Annotated in this window: 21 protein-coding genes and 1 other annotated feature; of the genes, 10 read left to right on the plus strand and 11 right to left on the minus strand. The window is 53.6% G+C overall.

Annotated elements, in window-relative coordinates:
* Window positions 1–187: 187 nt before the first annotated feature.
* Window positions 188–1,354, plus strand: coding sequence for a UDP-glucose 6-dehydrogenase (ugd, locus tag BJ887_RS04055; protein WP_044866270.1), 1,167 nt, complete (start codon window positions 188–190; stop codon window positions 1,352–1,354).
* A gap of 53 nt (window positions 1,355–1,407) precedes the next feature.
* Here the strand turns inward: ugd and BJ887_RS04060 are convergent, their stop codons facing one another.
* Window positions 1,408–2,412: an NAD-dependent epimerase gene (locus tag BJ887_RS04060; RefSeq protein WP_121339332.1), complete on the minus strand. Its 1,005-nt coding sequence runs from the start codon at window positions 2,410–2,412 to the stop codon at window positions 1,408–1,410.
* Between the two features lie 193 nt (window positions 2,413–2,605).
* Here BJ887_RS04060 and wzzB point away from each other — a divergent pair, with 193 nt between their 5' ends.
* Complete coding sequence (gene wzzB / locus BJ887_RS04065; protein WP_121339334.1) at window positions 2,606–3,586, plus strand: LPS O-antigen chain length determinant protein WzzB; 981 nt, start codon at window positions 2,606–2,608, stop codon at window positions 3,584–3,586.
* Window positions 3,587–3,626: 40 nt separating this feature from the next.
* Here the strand turns inward: wzzB and hisIE are convergent, their stop codons facing one another.
* From hisIE to hisL, 9 genes are all read right to left on the minus strand, one after another.
* Window positions 3,627–4,238 (minus strand): bifunctional phosphoribosyl-AMP cyclohydrolase/phosphoribosyl-ATP diphosphatase HisIE, encoded by a 612-nt coding sequence (gene hisIE / locus BJ887_RS04070; protein WP_014170795.1) that lies wholly within the window; start codon window positions 4,236–4,238, stop codon window positions 3,627–3,629.
* Entirely contained in the window at window positions 4,232–5,008 is a 777-nt protein-coding gene (gene hisF, locus BJ887_RS04075; RefSeq protein ID WP_014170794.1) for an imidazole glycerol phosphate synthase subunit HisF, read from the minus strand. The genes hisIE and hisF overlap by 7 nt, the downstream gene beginning before the upstream one ends.
* The gene (hisA, locus tag BJ887_RS04080) at window positions 4,990–5,727 is read right to left on the minus strand and encodes a 1-(5-phosphoribosyl)-5-[(5-phosphoribosylamino)methylideneamino]imidazole-4-carboxamide isomerase (protein ID WP_121339336.1); all 738 of its coding nucleotides are present in this window, start codon (window positions 5,725–5,727) and stop codon (window positions 4,990–4,992) included. The genes hisF and hisA overlap by 19 nt, the downstream gene beginning before the upstream one ends.
* On the minus strand, window positions 5,727–6,317 hold the full coding sequence (gene hisH / locus BJ887_RS04085; RefSeq protein ID WP_047742838.1) for an imidazole glycerol phosphate synthase subunit HisH: 591 nt from the start codon (window positions 6,315–6,317) through the stop codon (window positions 5,727–5,729). Before hisH ends, hisA begins: the two co-directional genes overlap by 1 nt.
* Window positions 6,317–7,384, minus strand: a complete 1,068-nt coding sequence (gene hisB, locus BJ887_RS04090; RefSeq protein WP_014170791.1) for a bifunctional histidinol-phosphatase/imidazoleglycerol-phosphate dehydratase HisB — start codon at window positions 7,382–7,384, stop codon at window positions 6,317–6,319. The genes hisH and hisB overlap by 1 nt, the downstream gene beginning before the upstream one ends.
* On the minus strand, window positions 7,381–8,442 hold the full coding sequence (hisC, locus tag BJ887_RS04095; protein ID WP_032678504.1) for a histidinol-phosphate transaminase: 1,062 nt from the start codon (window positions 8,440–8,442) through the stop codon (window positions 7,381–7,383). Before hisC ends, hisB begins: the two co-directional genes overlap by 4 nt.
* Window positions 8,439–9,743, minus strand: a complete 1,305-nt coding sequence (gene hisD / locus BJ887_RS04100) for a histidinol dehydrogenase (protein ID WP_025203710.1) — start codon at window positions 9,741–9,743, stop codon at window positions 8,439–8,441. Before hisD ends, hisC begins: the two co-directional genes overlap by 4 nt.
* Before the next feature lie 5 nt (window positions 9,744–9,748).
* Window positions 9,749–10,648, minus strand: a complete 900-nt coding sequence (gene hisG / locus BJ887_RS04105) for an ATP phosphoribosyltransferase (RefSeq protein WP_000886595.1) — start codon at window positions 10,646–10,648, stop codon at window positions 9,749–9,751.
* 45 nt (window positions 10,649–10,693) lie between these two features.
* Window positions 10,694–10,817, minus strand: a sequence feature (His leader region).
* Window positions 10,793–10,843, minus strand: coding sequence for a his operon leader peptide (gene hisL, locus BJ887_RS04110; protein WP_001364200.1), 51 nt, complete (start codon window positions 10,841–10,843; stop codon window positions 10,793–10,795). Its footprint overlaps the feature before it by 25 nt.
* Before the next feature lie 174 nt (window positions 10,844–11,017).
* Here hisL and BJ887_RS04115 point away from each other — a divergent pair, with 174 nt between their 5' ends.
* The 4 genes from BJ887_RS04115 (at window position 11,018) to plaP (ending at window position 14,442) form a co-directional block, all read left to right on the plus strand.
* Window positions 11,018–11,842, plus strand: a complete 825-nt coding sequence (locus BJ887_RS04115; RefSeq protein ID WP_014170788.1) for an SDR family oxidoreductase — start codon at window positions 11,018–11,020, stop codon at window positions 11,840–11,842.
* A 41-nt stretch (window positions 11,843–11,883) separates the two neighbouring features.
* On the plus strand, window positions 11,884–12,813 hold the full coding sequence (locus BJ887_RS04120) for a LysR substrate-binding domain-containing protein (RefSeq protein WP_014170787.1): 930 nt from the start codon (window positions 11,884–11,886) through the stop codon (window positions 12,811–12,813).
* A 218-nt stretch (window positions 12,814–13,031) separates the two neighbouring features.
* Window positions 13,032–13,094: a membrane protein YoeI gene (gene yoeI / locus BJ887_RS04125; protein WP_099458931.1), complete on the plus strand. Its 63-nt coding sequence runs from the start codon at window positions 13,032–13,034 to the stop codon at window positions 13,092–13,094.
* Complete coding sequence (plaP, locus tag BJ887_RS04130) at window positions 13,084–14,442, plus strand: putrescine/proton symporter PlaP (protein ID WP_014170786.1); 1,359 nt, start codon at window positions 13,084–13,086, stop codon at window positions 14,440–14,442. Before yoeI ends, plaP begins: the two co-directional genes overlap by 11 nt.
* 59 nt (window positions 14,443–14,501) lie before the next feature.
* On the opposite strand, the gene sbcB is transcribed toward plaP, so the two are convergent.
* Entirely contained in the window at window positions 14,502–15,938 is a 1,437-nt protein-coding gene (gene sbcB, locus BJ887_RS04135; RefSeq protein WP_369797549.1) for an exodeoxyribonuclease I, read from the minus strand.
* A gap of 198 nt (window positions 15,939–16,136) precedes the next feature.
* On the opposite strand from sbcB, the gene dacD reads away from it, so the two are divergent.
* From dacD to BJ887_RS04155, 4 genes are all read left to right on the plus strand, one after another.
* On the plus strand, window positions 16,137–17,303 hold the full coding sequence (gene dacD / locus BJ887_RS04140) for a serine-type D-Ala-D-Ala carboxypeptidase DacD (protein ID WP_014170783.1): 1,167 nt from the start codon (window positions 16,137–16,139) through the stop codon (window positions 17,301–17,303).
* 131 nt (window positions 17,304–17,434) lie between these two features.
* Complete coding sequence (gene sbmC / locus BJ887_RS04145) at window positions 17,435–17,908, plus strand: DNA gyrase inhibitor SbmC (protein ID WP_121339338.1); 474 nt, start codon at window positions 17,435–17,437, stop codon at window positions 17,906–17,908.
* Window positions 17,909–18,000: 92 nt separating this feature from the next.
* Window positions 18,001–19,059 carry an FUSC family protein gene (locus BJ887_RS04150; protein WP_020883296.1) on the plus strand — a complete coding sequence of 353 codons (1,059 nt, stop codon included), beginning with the start codon at window positions 18,001–18,003 and terminating at the stop codon, window positions 19,057–19,059.
* A 168-nt stretch (window positions 19,060–19,227) separates the two neighbouring features.
* Window positions 19,228–19,563: a DUF496 family protein gene (locus BJ887_RS04155; RefSeq protein WP_008499467.1), complete on the plus strand. Its 336-nt coding sequence runs from the start codon at window positions 19,228–19,230 to the stop codon at window positions 19,561–19,563.
* The last annotated feature ends 33 nt before the right edge of the window (window positions 19,564–19,596 follow it).

A 19,596-nucleotide genomic window follows, 5' to 3' on the forward strand; every position in this document is an offset into this window, starting at 1 on the left:
GCCCATCTGGACTTGCTTTGTCCAGCGAGCGTCTTTCAACTCCGTATAAACCACTGCATTTTCACATTTTCGCAGCCAGGCATTCGCCTTGACAGCCGCTCAACTTAAGAGGTAAAAACCTCAACAGTTGTTTATTGCGGTGGTGTACTTACGCCTCCTGAAACTTAAACTTGAAGAAGTTGAACGAATGAAAATAACTATCTCCGGAACAGGCTATGTAGGCCTATCAAACGGCATTCTGATCGCACAAAACCATGAAGTGGTGGCGTTGGATATCGTTCAGTCTAAAGTGGATATGCTTAATCAAAAGCAATCCCCGATTGTCGATAAAGAAATCCAGGAATACCTCGCCAACAAATCGCTGAATTTCCGTGCAACGACGGACAAAGAAGACGCCTACCGCGACGCAGATTTCGTCATCATCGCCACACCAACGGATTACGACCCTAAAACCAACTACTTCAACACTTCAACCGTGGAAGCGGTGATCAAAGATGTTATCGCAATCAACCCAAAAGCGGTGATGATCATCAAATCGACCATTCCAGTAGGCTTCACCAAATCGATTAAAGAAGAGTTGGGTATTGATAATGTCTTCTTCTCGCCAGAGTTTCTGCGCGAGGGCAGGGCGTTATACGATAACCTGCATCCATCCCGTATCGTGATCGGTGAGCGCTCTGAGCGTGCGGAGCGTTTTGCTGCTCTGCTTCAGGAAGGCGCAATCAAGAAAGATATCCCTGTGCTGTTTACCGATTCCACCGAAGCCGAAGCGATCAAGCTGTTCGCGAATACCTACCTGGCAATGCGCGTGGCTTACTTCAACGAGCTGGACAGCTATGCCGAGAGTCTGGGCCTGAATACCCGCCAGATCATCGAAGGCGTGTGCCTCGACCCGCGTATCGGCAACCATTACAACAACCCGTCGTTTGGTTATGGCGGCTACTGCCTGCCAAAAGATACCAAACAGCTGCTGGCGAACTATCAGGCTGTGCCAAACAATTTGATTTCAGCGATCGTTGATGCAAACCGTACGCGCAAGGATTTCATCTCTGACTCAATTCTCGCGCGTCAGCCGAAAGTGGTGGGTGTCTATCGTCTGATCATGAAAAGCGGCTCTGATAACTTCCGCGCCTCTTCTATTCAGGGGATTATGAAGCGTATTAAAGCGAAAGGCGTTCAGGTCATTATTTATGAACCTGCGATGCAGGAAGATGAGTTCTTCCACTCCCGTGTGGTTCGCGATCTGGACGCTTTCAAGAAAGAAGCGGATGTGATTATCTCGAACCGTATGGCGGAAGAGCTGGCAGACGTGGCGGATAAGGTTTATACCCGCGATCTGTTTGGTAGCGACTAATCTCCTTTCTACCGCACATAAAAAACCCGGCTCATGCGCCGGGTTTTTTTGTATTAAACCTTATAGAAATTACGGTACCAGTCGACAAAGTTCTTCACTCCGTCTTTTACCGAGGTCTGCGGTTTAAATCCAATGACGTCATACAACGCCTTCGTATCGGCGCTGGTTTCCAGCACGTCACCGGGCTGGATGGGCATCATGTTTTTTTCTGCCTTTTTACCTAACGCATCTTCCAGCGCGGTAATGTAATCCATCAATTCGACAGGCGAGCTGTTACCGATGTTGTAGACGCGATACGGCGCGGAGCTGGTCGCTGGCGAACTGGTCTCAACGGTCCAGTTCGCATCAGCCTGAGGGATCACATCCTGCAGGCGGATGATCGCTTCAGCGATATCATCGATGTAGGTGAAGTCACGCTTCATCTTGCCGTAGTTGTAGACATCGATACTCTTGCCTTCAATCATCGCTTTGGTGAACTTAAACAGCGCCATATCCGGACGACCCCACGGACCGTACACGGTAAAGAAGCGCAGTCCCGTCGTGGGCAGGTTGTACAGGTGGGAATAGGTATGCGACATCAGTTCATTGGCTTTTTTGGTCGCGGCATAAAGTGAGACAGGGTGATCGACCGAATCGTCAGTTGAAAAAGGCATCTTGCGATTCAGACCGTAAACGGAGCTGGAAGACGCATACAGAAGATGTTGTACCTTGTGATGGCGACAGCCTTCCAGCACGTTGAGATGCCCTACCAGGTTGGCATCTGCATAGGCGTGAGGGTTTTCAAGCGAGTAGCGTACACCTGCCTGTGCGGCCAGGTGGATGACGCGATCAAATTTCTCACGGGCGAACAGTGTGGCCATGCCTTCACGGTCGGCCAGGTCCAGCTTGTGGAAGGCGAAACTGTCAGATGTCAGCAGATCCAGACGTGCCAGCTTAAGATTGACATCATAGTAGTCATTCAGGTTATCAATACCGACGACCTGATGACCAGCATCCAGGAGTCGTTTGCTGACATTTGCGCCGATAAAGCCTGCTGCACCCGTTACCAGAAATTTCATATCTTCCCTCATAAACATGTGTTCTTACTGATGCCATAACGCATCACATTGCGTCTATCATAGCGCGGCGGATGCCAGTTACATAACCCATCTTTCCGATTTAACTCATCGGATTCTTATAGAAAAATTCATAGCAACAGATACACTATGTGAACATGTTTATTTTTGCCCTTTATCATCTGTTAGGGATTGTATGACGCAGAACAACAATAACCTGGTCAGCAGAAGTAATGACCTGGAGCAAATTGATTTACTTGATTTAGTGCTGCAACTGTGGCGTGGGAAGTGGGTTGTTGGAGCTTTTGTTGCTGTATTTATCATATTGGCTGGGATCTACATCACCGTAGCAAAAGAGAAATGGACATCGTCCGCTATCATAGCCCAGCCGGATGCGGCACAGATTGCCACTTACGCGAATGCTCTGAATATCCTTTACGGTAGTGCGGCACCTTCAATGCTGGATATTCAAAACCGTGCCATTGGCCGTTTCAATTCCTCATTTTCTGCTTTAGCTCAGGTGCTTGAAAACCAGGAAATGCCAGAAAAGCTGACCATCGATGCAACCGTTAAGGGTCAACCTCTGCCGTTAAGCGTCACTTATCAAGGTGAGTCTGCAGAAGCGGCGCAGAAACAGCTTGCGCAGTACATCCAGCAGGTAGACGAGCAAACGGCGAAGGAACTGGCGCTCGACCTTAAAGATAACATTAAGCAGCAGATCACCAGCCTGAACGACTCTCTTGAAAACCAGGAGAAAGTTGCTCAGGAGCAGAAAGAACTCCGTATTAAACAGATTTCAGAGGCGCTGAAGAACGCTGAAGCGGCCAAAATCACTTCTCCACAGATTCAGCAAACTCAGGACGTGACGCAGGAAACCATGTTCCTGTTAGGCAGCGAAGCGTTGAAATCGATGATTGAAAACGAAGCATCTCGTCCGCTGGTGTTCTCTGGAGCGTACTATCAGACTAAGCAGAACTTGCTGGATATCGAGAAGTTGAATGTTAACCCGGACACCATTCATGTCTATCGCTATGTCATGAAACCGGATCTTCCTATCTATCGTGACAGTCCGAAAAAGGCCATCACTCTGATCCTTGCTGTCCTGCTTGGCGGGATTATCGGTTCAGGTGTGGTGTTGGGCCGCAACGCATTGCGGAACTACAAACCAAAAGCGTGATTCTCATCAGATAAAAAACCGGGGACATTCCCCGGTTTTTTTATTTATGTCTCTTACGTAAATTCTCAATCACCGCCGTTAAATCAAGCTCCTGATCCTGCAGCAGCACCAGCAGGTGATACATCAAATCCGACGCCTCGTTGGTCAGCTCCTCGCGGTCATGCACGGTCGCGGCCAGCGCTGTCTCAACGCCTTCTTCCCCCACCTTTTGCGCAATACGTTTTGTCCCGCTGGCGTACAGCTTAGCCGTATACGAACTTTCAGGATCCGCCGTTTTACGCTCAGCGAGTAACTGTTCCAGCTGATACAGGAACAGCCACTGGTGGCTTGCGTCGCCGAAGCAGCTGCTGGTGCCCTTGTGGCAGGTTGGGCCGATCGGATTCGCCAGTACCAGAAGCGTATCGTTATCGCAGTCCGGCGTAATGCTGACTACATTCAGGAAATGGCCAGAGGTTTCCCCTTTGGTCCACAGGCGCTGTTTGGTGCGCGAGAAAAAGGTGACCTTGCCGCTGTCGATGGTTTTGGTTAATGCATCCTGGTTCATATATCCCAGCATCAGCACTTCACCTGAGACGGCATGCTGTACAACCACCGGCAGTAATCCGTCAGTTTTTTCCCAGTCCAGTTGTGCCTGTTGTTGCTCTGTTAACATACCCTGATCTCCACGCCCTGGTCGGCCAGGTACGTTTTTAACTCACCAATATTAATAATCTGTTTGTGGAACACGGAGGCCGCCAGCGCACCGTCAACGTTTGCATCGCGGAAGGCTTCGAGGAAGTGTTCCATGGTGCCTGCACCGCCGGAAGCAATCAGCGGTACGTGGCAGACCGCGCGGACTTTTTTCAGCTGCTCAAGGTCATAGCCGTTACGCACGCCGTCCTGGTTCATCATGTTCAGCACAATTTCGCCTGCACCACGTTTCTGGACTTCCTGCACCCAGTCCAGCGTCTCCCATTGGGTTACGCGGGTCCGGCTTTCGTCGCCGGTGTACTGGTTGACATGGTATTTACCCGTTGCGGCGTCATACCAGGTGTCAATCCCCACGACAATACACTGTACGCCAAAGCGATCGGCCAGACGGGTAATCAGCTCCGGGTCTGCCAAAGCAGGGGAGTTAATGGAAATCTTATCGGCACCAAAGGAGAGAATTTTTGCAGCGTCTTCCGCAGATTTAATCCCACCAGCCACGCAGAAGGGAATATCAATCACTTCTGCCACGCGCGCCACCCAGCTTTTATCCACAACGCGGCCATCGCTGGAGGCGGTGATATCGTAAAACACCAGCTCATCTGCGCCTTCTTCAGCGTAGCGTTTTGCCAGCGGGACGATATCGCCAATGATTTCGTGGTTGCGGAATTGCACGCCTTTCACTACCTGGCCGTCACGTACGTCCAGGCAAGGGATTATCCGTTTTGCCAGCATTGAATCGCCTCCGTCACAGTAAATTTACCTTCCAGCAGGGCCCGGCCCACAATCACGCCCTGTACGCCCGTTCCGCGCAGCGCGGCAATATCAGCGATATCACCAATACCCCCCGATGACTGGAAGGCCACCTGCGGATAACGCGCGCAGACTTCTTGGTATAAAGAAACGTTAGAGCCTGCCAGCGTGCCGTCGCGGGAGATATCGGTGCAAAGCACGTGCTTCAGGCCAACGGGCAGATACCTCTCAACCAGTTCTTCCAGCGTCACCCCAGAGTTTTCCTGCCAGCCGCTGACTGCAACCTGCTTGTTACCCTGTTCGTCGATACGAACATCCAGCGCCAGCACCAGCGCGTCAGCGCCAAAGCGGCGGAACCAGGCTTTAACCTTTTCAGGATCGTTAACGGCAGTCGAGCCGACGACCACACGCGCCACGCCAGCGTCCAGCAGCGCCGCAATGTCATCTTCCGTACGCACGCCACCGCCTACCTGGACGGGCACATCCACGCCGGCCACCAGTTTTTTAAGAAGTGGGATTTGACGTTTTGTCGGATCTTTTGCGCCGGTCAAATCCACAAGGTGCAGCACCTGCGCACCCTGGGCGGCGTAATCCTGCAGACGTGGCAAGGGGTCGTTACCGTAGTCGCGTTGCTGCCCGTAATCGCCCTGATGGAGACGGACAACCGTGCCGTCGATTAAATCTAAAGCGGGAATAATCATTACATCTCCAGGAAGTTTTTCAGCAACTGTGCACCTGCGGCACCGGAGCGTTCCGGGTGAAACTGCACGCCGAAGAAGTTATCTTTCTGCACCGCCGCGGTAAATGCTTCGCCGTAATTGCACTGGGCAATGGTGTACGTATTTACCGGCATGGCGTAGCTGTGCACGAAGTAAAAATAGGCCCCGTCTTCAATGCCGCGAAACAGTCTGTCACCGGCTTTGGCATAAACACGGTTCCAGCCCATGTGCGGCAGAGGCAGACCGTGATCGGTCATTTTCGGCACGTCTTCGTCGATAATCCCGAGCAGATCAACGCCGTTGCTCTCTTCACTGCGTCGGCCCAGCAGCTGCATGCCGAGACAAATTCCCAGCACCGGTTGAGTACAGGCTTTGATGAGACTCACCAGCTCGCGCTCGTGGATCTGATCCATCGCCGCCTGCGCTGTCCCTACGCCGGGCAGAAAAAGCTTATCGGCGCGCAGTACGACGTCAGGGTCGCGACTCACGTCCGGTGCATAACCGTGGCGGGCAATCGCCGATTTTACAGAGTTCAGGTTGGCGCATCCGGTATCCAGAATCACCACATTCATTACAGCACTCCTTTCGATGAGGGCAGGGCGTCACCTTCCACACGAATCGCCTGGCGGAGGGTACGGCCAAAGGCTTTGAACAGGCTTTCCACGCGGTGGTGGTCGTTCTTGCCCTTGGTCTTGAGGTGCAACGTCAGGCCCATGGTGTAGGACAATGAACGGAAGAAGTGTTCAACCATTTCGGTGCTGAGGTCGCCCACGCGCTGGTAGGTGAAATCCGCTTTGTATTCCAGGTGTGGGCGCCCGGAGATATCCATTGCGCAGCGCGCCAGGCACTCGTCCATCGGCAGCACAAAACCAAAACGGTTGATGCCGCGTTTGTCGCCGAGCGCCAGCTTCAGCGCTTCACCCAGCGCCAGGCCGGTATCTTCCACAGTGTGGTGATCGTCGATATACAAATCGCCTTTCACGGCGATCTCCATGCGGAAACCACCGTGGGTCGCGATCTGGTCCAGCATATGGTCAAAGAAACCCACACCGGTGTGGATCTTGCTGCCGCCTTCACGATCCAACCAGACCTTAACGTCGATTTGCGTCTCTTTGGTGTTGCGCTCAACGTGCGAGTAGCGGTCACGCTGGGTCAGTTGATCACCAATTTTTGCCCAGTTAAGGGTGGAACGGTCATAGCGCAGCCCGGAGATACCCATGTTCTCCGCCAGCGTAATATCGGTCATGCGATCGCCAATGACATAGCTATTGGCTTTATCCAGCACGTCATCCGTCAGGTAGCGTTCGACCAGCTTTACCTTCGGCTTGCGGCAGTCACATTCATCGGCAGGCAGGTGTGGGCAGATCAGCACCTCATCAAATTCAACGCCCTGAGAGGTCAGCACCTGCATCATTAGGTTATGCGGGCCGTCAAAATCCGCCTGCGGGAAACTGTCGGTACCCAGCCCGTCCTGGTTAGTGATCATCACCAGCTTATAGCCGGCTTTCTGCAGCTTGAGCAGCACCGGGATTACATCGGGTTCAAAAGCCAGTTTGTCGAAACGATCGACCTGAAAATCAGTTGGCGGCTCCGAAATAAGGGTACCGTCACGATCGATAAAGAGGGTCTTCTGGCTCATACTTTCTCCGCTTTCAGGGCGTCAATCACGCGCTGACTCTCTGCACGGGTGCCTACGGTAATACGCAAACAGCCGCTTAAGGATGGTTGTTTATTTTGGTCTCGTAAGATAATGCCCTGATCCCATAAAGATTTAAATACGGCACTCGACGCGGTAAAGCGTACCAGGATGTAGTTGGTTTCAGAGTCGAATACCTGCTCCACGCAGGGAATATCTTTCAGGGCAGTGACCAGATACTGCCGTTCTTCAAGGATTTGCGCCACGCGTTCGCGCATTGCCTTGATCCCCTGAGGGGCCAAAGCCTGCGCCGCAATGTCGGCAACCGGCGTAGAGAGTGGATATGGCGCAATCACTTTCATCAGCAGGTCGATGACTTCTTTATTGGCCAGCGTAAAGCCGCAGCGCAGGCCAGCGAGGGCGAAAGCTTTTGACAGCGTACGCAGTACAACCAGATGCGGGTATTCCTCGAGCCAGCCAGCCAGCGTCGCCTGCGGGCAGAACTCAATATAGGCTTCGTCAGCCACCACCAGCGCTTTACCGCGCGTCATCTCCAGCAGGGTTCGAATGTCCTGCGGGTTGATAATCTGCCCGGTCGGGTTATTTGGACTGCAGACGAACACCACTTTCACGCCGTCAAGATTGTCGGCAATCCCCTGCAGATCGAGCTGCCAGTCTTCCAGCGAAAGCACGTTACGGCACGCCACGCCAAAAGTTTCTGCGCTGACGCTGTACATTCCGTAGGTTGGCTGGCAGTACATCACCGCGTCTTTACCCGGTTCGCAGAAGGCTCGGATCAGCAGTTCAATGCCTTCATCTGCACCCCGGCTGACCAGCACCTGCTCAGGCTTTACGCCTGCGTACCGGGCGTAATTTTCGATAACCGCTTTCGGCTGGCATTCCGGATAGCGGTTCAGCGTTTGCTGCGATAGCTCGAACTGTACGGCCGTCGGGTATTCGTTAGCGTTCAGCCAGACATCACCGTTGCCACCCAGACGACGAGCAGACTGATAAGGCGTCAGGCGACGGACATTTTCGCGGGCTAATTCTTCAATGCTCATGCTTGCTCCTTCAGGGCTGCAACGCGCAGCGTAACGGCGTTTTTGTGGGCGGTCAGACGTTCGGCGGCGGCCAGGGTCTCAATGGTGGAGGCCAGAGAGGCAAACCCCTCGCGGGACAGCTCCTGTACGGTCATGCGTTTCTGGAAATCCGCCAGCCCGAGGCTCGAACAGGTTGATGTATAGCCGTAGGTTGGCAGAACGTGGTTGGTGCCGGAAGCGTAATCGCCGGCGGATTCCGGTGACCAGTCGCCAAGGAAGACCGAACCTGCGCTGGTAATGCTGTCAACCAGATCGCGCGCATTGCGGGTCTGGATAATCAGGTGTTCCGGGCCGTACTGGTTGGAGATGGCAATGCACTGCGCCAGATCGCGCGCCACAATCAGGCGGCTTGCTGAGAGTGCCTGGCGTGCCGTGTCGGCGCGCGGCAGGTCGGCAAGCTGACGTTCAACGGCTTCACCCACGCGTCTTGCCATATCCGCATCCGGCGTCAGCAAAATAACCTGTGAGTCCGGGCCATGTTCTGCCTGGGATAACAGATCGGAGGCGACGAAGTCCGGCGTTGCACCGCTGTCGGCAATCACCAGCACCTCAGAAGGACCGGCAGGCATATCAATTGCGGCACCGTCCAGACGCTGGCTGACCTGACGCTTGGCTTCGGTCACATACGCGTTGCCCGGGCCAAAAATTTTGTCCACTTTAGGAATGGATTCGGTACCAAACGCCAGCGCGGAAATTGCCTGTGCACCACCCACTTTATACACCGCCTGTACGCCACACAGTTTTGCCGCATAGAGAATTTCATCGGCAATCGGAGGCGGCGAGCACAGTACTACTTTCTGACAACCGGCGATGCGTGCCGGGGTTGCCAGCATTAATACGGTAGAGAACAACGGGGCGGAACCACCGGGGATGTAAAGCCCCACCGACGCTACCGGACGCGTGACCTGCTGGCAGCGTACGCCGGGCACGGTTTCCACATCGACCGCCTGCAATATCTGCGCGGTGTGGAAGGTATCAATGTTTTTCACCGCGACGGCCATCGCCTGTTTGATCTCATCACCGAGGCGGCTTTCCGCGTCCGTGATTTCCTGTTCAGTTACCTTTAAAGCGCCAACCTCGGTTTTATCAAACTTTGCGCTGTATTCCCGCAGCGCATCGTCGCCACGGGCTTTGACGTTATCAAGGATCTCGGCCACGGTGCGGGTAATGCTTTCTGAGGCGGAAATCGCCGGACGCATCAGCAGCGCGCGCTGTTGTTCTTGCGAACAATCGTTCCAGTTGATGATTGTGTTAAAGCTCATGGCCATCACTCCATCATCTTCTCAATTGGCAGCACCAGAATTGAGCTTGCGCCCAGCGCCTTCAGTTTTTCCATGGTTTCCCAGAACAGGGTTTCGCTACTGACCATGTGCATGGCGACGCGCTGCTGGTCACCGGCCAGAGGCAGGATGGTCGGGCGCTCTGCGCCCGGCAGCAGGGCAATGACCTCATCAAGACGTTCGGTTGGCGCGTGCATCATGATGTATTTCGATTCACGGGCCTGAATCACGCCCTGAATACGGGTCAGCAGTTTGTCGATCAGCTGCTGTTTCGCATCGGCCATTTCGCCGTCGCGCTGGATAAGGCACGCTTTGGAGCGGTAAATCACTTCCACTTCGCGCAGACCGTTCGCTTCCAGCGTGGCGCCCGTAGAGACGAGGTCACAGATGGCGTCAGCCAGACCCGCGCGCGGCGCCACCTCAACAGAGCCGTTCAGCAGGCAGGATTTAAACTGCACGCCTTTCTGATCCAGGTAACGTTTTAACAGGTGAGGGTAGGAGGTGGCGATACGTTTGCCGTTCAGCGCGGCCGGGCCGTCCCAGGCTTCATCGACAGGCGTGGCCAGCGACAGGCGGCAGCCGCCGAAGTCCAGACGACGCAGGGTAAAATAGCGTGGATCTTCACCCTGGGCACGGCGGGTCAGGAGCTCTTCTTCCAGCACGTTTTCACCGATGATGCCGAGGTCAACAACGCCATCCATCACAAGGCCGGGAATATCGTCATCACGCACGCGCAGAATGTCGATGGGCATATTTTCAGCCAGGGCAATCAGGCGCTGGGTGTGCAGGTTGATTTTAATCCCACAGCGGGCGAGCAGTTCGCGTGAATCATCACTCAAACGGCCTGATTTTTGAATAGCTATGCGTAAACGTGAGTTATCTAACATTCTGTTTTCCTCGTTAACCTGTTTTAACCTGTCTGAATTTGGTCCAAAAAAAAGCCCCCGGAAGAAGATCTTCCGGGGGCTTTTTCATGCGTTCATGCACCACTGGAAGATCCAAACGTCTTCCAGCACACATCGCCTGAAAGACTAGTCAGGATGATGGTGATGATGGTGGTGTTTAAATTGAACGCGTGTCATAAAATTCTCGATGAATGCTTATTCATTTGATGTCTTTTAACCTAAACCAGTTGTATGACTGATTGCAAGGGCTTTTTTTGATCATTAATTCATTTCATATTGACGCTATGAATTGTGTGTTCTGCCGGGCTGGCGTAGCCTTAAGAAAGACGAGTAAAAGTCAGGAGAATTCGCATGAAAAAGGTCGCGATTGTCGGTTTAGGTTGGCTGGGAATGCCGCTGGCGATGTCATTAGCCGCAAAAGGCTGGCAGGTGACCGGAAGCAAAACAACGGCGGATGGGGTAGAAGCGGCGCGCATGTGCGGTATTGACGGCGTCGAGCTGCGTCTGGAACCCGAACTGGTGTGTGATGCTGACGATCTGGACACGCTGATGAACGTTGATGCGCTGGTGATTACGTTACCGGCACGGCGCAGTGGCCCGGGCGAATCATTTTATCTGCAGGCGATGCAGGAGATTGTCGACAGCGCGCTGGCGCATCACGTCCCACGCATTATTTTTACCAGCTCAACCTCGGTCTACGGCGATGTTGACGGCGTGGTGAAGGAGACCTCTGAGCGTCATCCCGTTACCGCGAGCGGTAAAGTGCTGAAAGAGCTGGAAGACTGGCTGCATCATCTTCCCGGCACCCAGGTCGATATCGTACGGCTGGCAGGTCTGGTTGGCCCCGGGCGACATCCAGGGCGCTTCTTCGCGGGAAAATCCGCGCCAGACGGACAACATGGCGTCAATCTTGTGCATCTTGATGACGTAATTGCCGCAATAGAACTACTCTTACAGGCTCCAAAAGGTGGGCACATCTATAATATATGTGCGCCTTCTCATCCAGCGCGGAGCACGTTTTACCCGCTGATGGCACGCCAGCTGGGTCTGGTTCCGCCTGTTTTTGGTGAAGCAAAGGACGAAAGTAAAGGCAAAATTGTTGATGGCAATCGCATTTGTCATGAGCTGGGGTTTGAGTATCAATATCCCGATCCGCTGGTGATGCCGATGGAATAAGTTTCTCAGCGGAAACGATCGCACACCGGAAGGGGGCGAACATGAAACCGCTGCTGGATGTTCTTATTATTCTGGATGCACTGGAAAAAGAGGGGAGCTTTGCCGCTGCTTCGGCAAAGCTCTTCAAAACCCCGTCGGCGCTGAGCTATACCGTTCATAAACTGGAAAGCGATCTTAATATCCAGATCCTCGATCGCTCTGGTCACCGCGCCCGTTTTACCCGTACCGGGCAGATGCTGCTGGAGAAGGGGCGCGACGTCCTGCATACCGTTCGCGAACTGGAAAAACAGGCCGTCAAACTGCACCAGGGATGGGAGAACGAACTGGTCATCGGCGTTGATGATACTTTTCCGTTTTCTCTTCTGACGCCGCTGATTGAGGCGTTCTATCAGCACCACAGCGTAACCCGATTAATCTTCATTAATGGCGTGCTGGGCGATTCATGGGATGCCTTAACTCAGGGCAGGGCAGATATTTTTGTCGGTGCGCTGCATGAACCGCCCCAGTTAAGCGATTTCGGTTTCGCCCGGCTGGGTGTGCTGGAGCAGGTTTTCGCCGTCGCGCCACACCATCCGCTCGCGCAGGAGCCGGAACCCCTTAACCGGCGCACGATTAAAGGCTACCGCGCCATTGTGGTCGGTGACAGCTCGCGTCCCGACTGTGCGGCCTCCACGCAGTTGCTTGATGAGCAGGAGGCGATCACGGTGTTCGACTATAAAACCAAGCTGGAGCTGCAAATCAGTGGCCTGGGGTGCGGCTATTTACCCCGCTATCTGGCACAGCGGTTTTTAGACAGCGGTGCGCTTGTTGAAAAACAGGTGCTTGCACAAAGCAGCAATGAATCGGTGTGGGTCGGCTGGAATGAACAAACTGCGGGGCTGGCAAGCGCCTGGTGGCGGGACGAAATTTTAGCAAATAGTGCTATTGCTGCCGTTTACTCGCAAAGCAGCGTCGAGAAATCAGCCAGTTAGAAAAAAGAAAATCGCCCCGGGCGTTGCAAAGTATTGCCTTTTGTATCCGATGTGGGGCAAAATGCGCCGCTGCAACCAAATGAATAATCGACGATATAAAAGGCGTCGGTTATTTTTTTTTGCACGTATGAAACGAAACTAAAAACCAAGAGGCCGGGCTTCGTACCGGATAGATATTTACTAAAATCCGACAGTTGTTGTCGCTGAGGAATACAGAAATGGGGCAATTTTTCGCTTACGTGGCGGTTATCACCGTAAAGGAGAATAACTATGTCGCATAACGCAACTCCAAACACCTCTCGCGTGGAATTACGTAAAACCCTTACGTTAGTTCCGGTTGTTATGATGGGCCTTGCCTATATGCAGCCAATGACGCTGTTCGATACATTCGGTATCGTATCAGGCCTCACAGACGGTCATGTGCCGACGGCTTACGCCTTCGCACTGATTGCGATCCTCTTTACCGCGCTGAGCTACGGTAAACTGGTCCGTCGCTATCCGTCTGCCGGTTCCGCCTACACCTACGCCCAGAAATCCATCAGCCCGACCGTTGGCTTTATGGTGGGCTGGTCTTCGCTGCTCGACTATCTGTTCGCGCCGATGATCAACATTCTGCTGGCTAAAATTTATTTTGAAGCACTTGTGCCGTCGATCCCTTCGTGGATGTTCGTCGTGGCGCTGGTGGCCTTTATGACGGCGTTCAACCTGCGCAGCATCAAGTCCGTTGCGAACTTTAACTCCGTTATTGTTGTGCTTCAGGTCATCCTGATTGCCGTGATTCTGGGCATGGTTATCTTTGGTGTCTTCCACGGTGAAGGCGCAGGTACCCTGGCGAGCAGCAAGCCGTTCTGGTCTGGTGATGCGCATGTGATCCCGATGATTACCGGCGCAACCATTCTGTGCTTCTCCTTTACCGGTTTTGACGGTATCAGCAACCTGTCTGAAGAGACCAAGGACGCAGAGCGTGTTATCCCGCGTGCTATCTTCCTGACGGCGCTGATTGGTGGTCTGATCTTTATCTTTGCGACCTACTTCCTGCAGCTGTACTTCCCGGATATCTCTCGCTTTAAGGATCCGGATGCCTCTCAGCCAGAAATTATGCTCTACGTGGCGGGTAAAGCGTTCCAGGTTGGCGCGTTGATCTTCTCCACCATCACGGTACTGGCATCCGGCATGGCCGCGCACGCAGGCGTTGCACGTCTGATGTACGTAATGGGTCGTGACGGCGTATTCCCGAAAAGCTTCTTCGGCTACGTTCACCCAACCTGGCGTACGCCGGCGATGAACATCATCCTGGTCGGCGCTATTGCTCTGCTGGCGATTAACTTTGACCTGGTGATGGCAACTGCGCTGATTAACTTCGGTGCGCTGGTGGCGTTCACCTTTGTTAACCTGTCGGTTATTTCTCAGTTCTGGATCCGTGAAAAGCGTAATAAAACGCTGAAAGACCACTTCCAGTATCTGTTCCTGCCGATGTGTGGTGCGCTGACCGTGGGTGCGCTGTGGGTTAACCTGGAAGAGAGCTCCATGGTGCTTGGCCTGATTTGGGCGGGTATCGGCCTGGTTTACCTGGCGTGCGTCACGAAGAGCTTCCGTAACCCGGTTCCTCAGTACGAAGACGTTGCGTAAGAGCTAAGTAAAAAAAAACCGGAGACCATCGCCTCCGGTTTTTTTTCGCCCAAAATCTGTCAGACGATTTCCTGCGCATACTGATACAGCGCTTTTAACAGCGCCTGCTTTTCAGCATTTCCTTCATACTGGCTATACAGCATCTCCAGCTCCTGCGCGTAGCTCTGCAGAAACTCCGGTGTAAACACATGACGACGATGCTGAAGCCAGCGCGCCTGTTCTGTTTCATCCAGCGTGCCCGGATAATTGCGCGCGCGGTAATTAAACATCAGTTTTTCGATACGTGCGTCCGCGAAGGTAATATCCAGCGCGGGTAAGTTACGCGGTTCGGTTTGCAGAACAATATTCATTGCCGCACGGTCTGCGTCGCTGAAAAAGCCGTTGTACAATTGTGCATCGACGTTGTCTGACGGAACAAAGGGTTCGGCTTCGGCAAAGATCGCCACCGCTTTCTCACGTACCTGCGGGTTTTCACGCAGCACCTTGAGGTTATCCAGGCAACGCTGACGGTTAATCCCCAGCCTGTCGGCATCCTCCGCGCGCAGAGTATTGGCCTGGGCCAGGACCGGACATTTATTGATATGGACCAGTTTGACCGGCACCGCGGGCAGATCGCCGAGTTCATCTTTTGGGGTATAGAGCCGTTCGCGCAGCGTATCGCTGTCGAGATCGAGCAGCGGTGTAATATCACCGGCTAAATCCACCATAATCACGGCATTACGGTTATCCGGATGCCAGGCCAGCGGAGCGACCCAACTGGTGTTGCCGCGCCAGGCGCCAAACATACCGGAGATATGTACCAGCGGTTTCATCTGCGGCACATCAATCAGCGTGGTGAGTTTCTGCTTGCTGCGGTGGCTCAGCAGATAGTCAAACAGCCGTGGCTGAGCGGTTTTCACCAGCTTTGCCATAGCAATGGTGGCGTAGACATCGGCCATCGCATCGTGGGCATTGCTGTGCTCAATACCGTTCGCGCGCGTCAGGTGTTCCAGTCTGAAGCTCGGCAGCCCTTCATCATTCTCAGGCCAGTTGATGCCTTCCGGGCGCAGCGCATAGCAGGCACGCATAATGTCGAGCAAATCCCAGCGCGAGTTGCGGTTCTGCCAGCTCCAGGCATAAGGATCGTAGAAGTTGCGGTAGAAGATATTGCGCGTCACTTCGTCATCGAAACGGATGTTGTTGTAACCGACCACGCAGGTATTCGGGACGGTAAACAGGTCGTGAATGCGCCGGGCGAATGCGGCCTCGTTCACGCCTTTGTCCCGGGCTTCCTGTGGGGTGATCCCGGTGACCATTACCGCGCCGGGCTGGGGCAGGTAGTCATCGGCCGGCTTACAGTAAAAGACCTCAGGCTCGCCAATGATGTTGAATTCGTCGTCGGTACGGATGGCCGCAAACTGTGCCGGTCTATCCAGCGCCGGGTGGGTGCCAAAGGTTTCGTAGTCGTGGAACAAAAATGTAGGGCGCGCGGCTGAATCAGACACCAGTAATACCATCCTGTTAAAAAATGACGTCTCTATGGTAAACGATCGTGCAGGTCAGTCCGAATAAAAAGCGCCATCACCGTGCAAATTTGCGAGGCCGCTTCAGCGTAAAATCTGCTTTCTGTCACATTTTTTTGCAATTAAGCCAGGTAACGACAACAGAACTCCCGTAAAAAGGTCATCGATTTTTAATGACCTGAGGATATACCGTTGAAACGCCGTCTGTTTATTGCTGTTTCTTTACTCGCTTCGAGTGTCTCTTCTGCCTTCGCGGCCGATCCGCTGGATTTTTCGCCGCAGCCTCCGGCCATTCAGGCGGGCTCCTGGGTGCTAATGGATTACACGACTGGTCAGATCTTAACGGCGGGCAACGAACATCAACAACGTAATCCGGCGAGCCTGACCAAGCTGATGACGGGCTACGTTGTCGATCGGGCCATCGACAGCCACCGCATTACCCCGGATGACATCGTTACCGTTGGCCGCGACGCGTGGGCAAAAGGGAACCCGGTGTTTGAAGGGTCGTCGCTGATGTTCCTGAAAGAGGGCGATCGCGTCTCGGTGCGTGACCTGAGCCGTGGACTGATTGTGGATTCCGGTAACGACGCCTGCGTGGCGCTGGCGGATCACGTAGCGGGTGGTCAGCCGCAGTTTGTGAAGATGATGAACGACTATGTACAAAAGCTGAACCTGCGCGATACCCACTTTGAAACCGTCCACGGTCTGGACGCGCCGGGCCAGCACAGCTCTGCCTATGACCTGGCCGTGCTCTCCCGGGCTATCATTCACGGCGAGCCAGAGTTCTACCACATGTACAGCGAAAAGAGCCTTACCTGGAATGGGATCACCCAGCAAAACCGTAACGGCCTGCTGTGGGATAAAACCATGAACGTTGATGGCCTGAAAACGGGGCACACGTCGGGAGCGGGCTTTAACCTGATTGCGTCAGCGGTTGACGGTCAGCGTCGTTTAATCGCGGTGGTGATGGGCGCTGACAGCCCGAAAGGGCGTGAGGAACAGGCCCGGAAGCTGCTGCACTGGGGGCAGCAGAACTTTGATACGGTGCAGATCCTGCATAACGGCAAAAAAGTGGGAACAGAGCGTATCTGGTACGGCGATAAAGAGCAGGTGGAGCTGGGCACCGACCAGGATTTCTGGCTGGCCTTGCCTAAAACAGAAGTTCCTAACATCAAAGCCAAGTACGTGCTGGATAAAAAAGAGCTGGAAGCGCCGATTGCGGCTCATCAGCGGGTAGGGGAGATCCAGCTTTACGACCGTGACAAAGTCGTGGCGCACTGGCCTCTGGTGACGCTCGAAGCGGTAAATAAAGGCGGTCTCTTCTCCCGTCTGAGCGATTATCTGCATCACACGCTGTAACGGCCTGCGTTAAAGCACATGAGCGGACTGGCGCGGTTGCGAGTCTGCTCACATAATAAACACTCCTCGTTTGCTGAACAGTTAAAACCTGCTTTATAGTGTATAAATATACAGTAATAAAAGGAGGCAGCATGGACTACAGCATCAAGCAGCAACAGAAACGTAAAATCGCCGGCTTTCATCTGGTCGGGCCGTGGGACAAAACGGTAAAACAGGGCTTCGAACAGTTAGTCATGTGGGTGGATGGACGTCACATTCAGCCGCTGGAGTGGGTTGCGGTTTACTACGATAATCCGGACGAGGTCCCGGCAGAAAAATTGCGCTGTGACACGGCCGTAACGGTACCGGACGATTTTGTCATTCCTGAAAACAGCGAAGGCGTCATGATGACGGAAATCGCCGTTGGAGAGTATGCGGTGGCGACGGCGCGCGTTGAAAACCATGACTTCGCGACCCCATGGAACCAGTTCTTTAATTCCCTCTTGCAGGACAACAGCTACCAGATGGCCCCTAAACCCTGCTTCGAGCGCTACCTTAATGATGGTAACGCGGACGGTTACTGGGACATCGAAATGTATATTGGTGTAGAGCACAAAGCCGGTTAAGCCTGGTTATTACAGGGTTTTTCAGCCGGGTGTGATCCGCCCGGCTGAAAACACAGTACAATTGTGATTTGCCCTGTAGCTGGAGAGCGGGTGTGCGTCCCGACAAATCATTAACCCCTTTTGAAATTCGTCTGTACAAACACTACCGCGTGGTACATGGGTGCCGTATCGCGCTGGCCTTTGTGTTGACGTTTGTGCTGGTTCGTTTGCTGGATGTTCCTGAGGGAACATGGCCGCTTATCACGCTGGTGGTCGTGATGGGGCCTATTTCGTTCTGGGGGAACGTTGTTCCACGCGCCTTCGAGCGCATTGGCGGTACCGTTTTAGGCTCTGCCCTGGGGCTTATCGCGCTGAAGCTTGAGCTTATCTCGTTTCCGGTTATGTTGATCTGGTGCGGTGCCGCGATGTTCCTTTGCGGCTGGCTGGCTTTAGGCAAAAGGCCCTATCAGGCGCTGCTGATTGGTATCACGCTGTCGGTGGTGGTCGGTGCACCGGCAGGAGATATGACGACCGCCCTGTGGCGAAGCGGGGACGTGATCCTCGGTTCACTGCTGGCTATGCTTTTTACCGGCATCTGGCCACAGCGTGCTTTTCTGCACTGGCGTATTCAGATGGCTAACTATGTCACCGCGTTCAACCGCGTCTATCAGGCCGGATTTTCCCCTAACCTGGTTGAGCGCCCCCGGCTGGAAAAACACCTGCAAACGATCCTCAACGATGTGGTCAGGATGCGCGGGCTGATTACTCCGGCCAGCAAAGAAACCCATATCCAGAAATCCATTTTTGAAGCCATTCAGACGGTTAGCCGCAATCTGGTATGCATGCTTGAGCTGCAAATCAACGCGCACTGGGCTTCTCGTCCCAGCCACCTTTTAATGCTCAACGCCCATACCTTAAAAGAGACGCAGCAGATGACGCAGCAAACGCTGCTCACCATCGCCCACGCGCTTTATGAAGGTAACCCGCAGCCCATCCTGGCGAACAGTGAACGTCTGAATGAGATCGTTGCGGAGCTGAAGCAGTTAATGAATGAGCGTCAGAGCGATAACGTCGCGGAAACGCCTATTCATGGTTATGTCTGGCTGAGCATGGAGCTGGCGCGGCAGCTGGAGCTACTGTCGCATCTCATTTGCCGGGCGCTGCGCAAATAAAGAGCAGCTATCTCCATATGTGACGCCTGCTGCTTCGATTCAGCATCAATTGGGGTTATGATAGCTTTAAACGATATACTCATTGTCATTCGCAGCCGCTGTCAGTAAGGTTATTGTTACAACGGTTGCTTTAACGAATCCGAATCTCACATTATCAGGGGTGTAAAAATGGAAACTACCAAGCCTTCGTTCCAGGATGTTCTGGAATTCGTCCGCCTGTTCCGCCGCAAAAACAAACTGCAGCGTGAAATCCAGGACGTTGAGAAGAAGATCCGTGACAACCAGAAACGTGTCCTGCTGCTCGATAACCTGAGCGACTACATCAAGCCAGGCATGAGCGTTGAGGCTATTCAGGGCATCATCGCCAGCATGAAGAGCGACTATGAAGACCGCGTTGATGACTACATCATCAAAAACGCTGAGCTGTCTAAAGAACGCCGTGATATCTCCAAGAAACTGAAAGTAATGGGCGAAATCAAAAACGGTGAAGCCAAAAGCGAGTAATCGCCGATGAATACAAAAAAGGCTCTCTGGTGA

Source organism: Enterobacter sp. WPR_3_1 (genome assembly GCF_003635055.1).
GTDB classification, from domain to species: Bacteria; Pseudomonadota; Gammaproteobacteria; order Enterobacterales; family Enterobacteriaceae; genus Enterobacter; species Enterobacter ludwigii.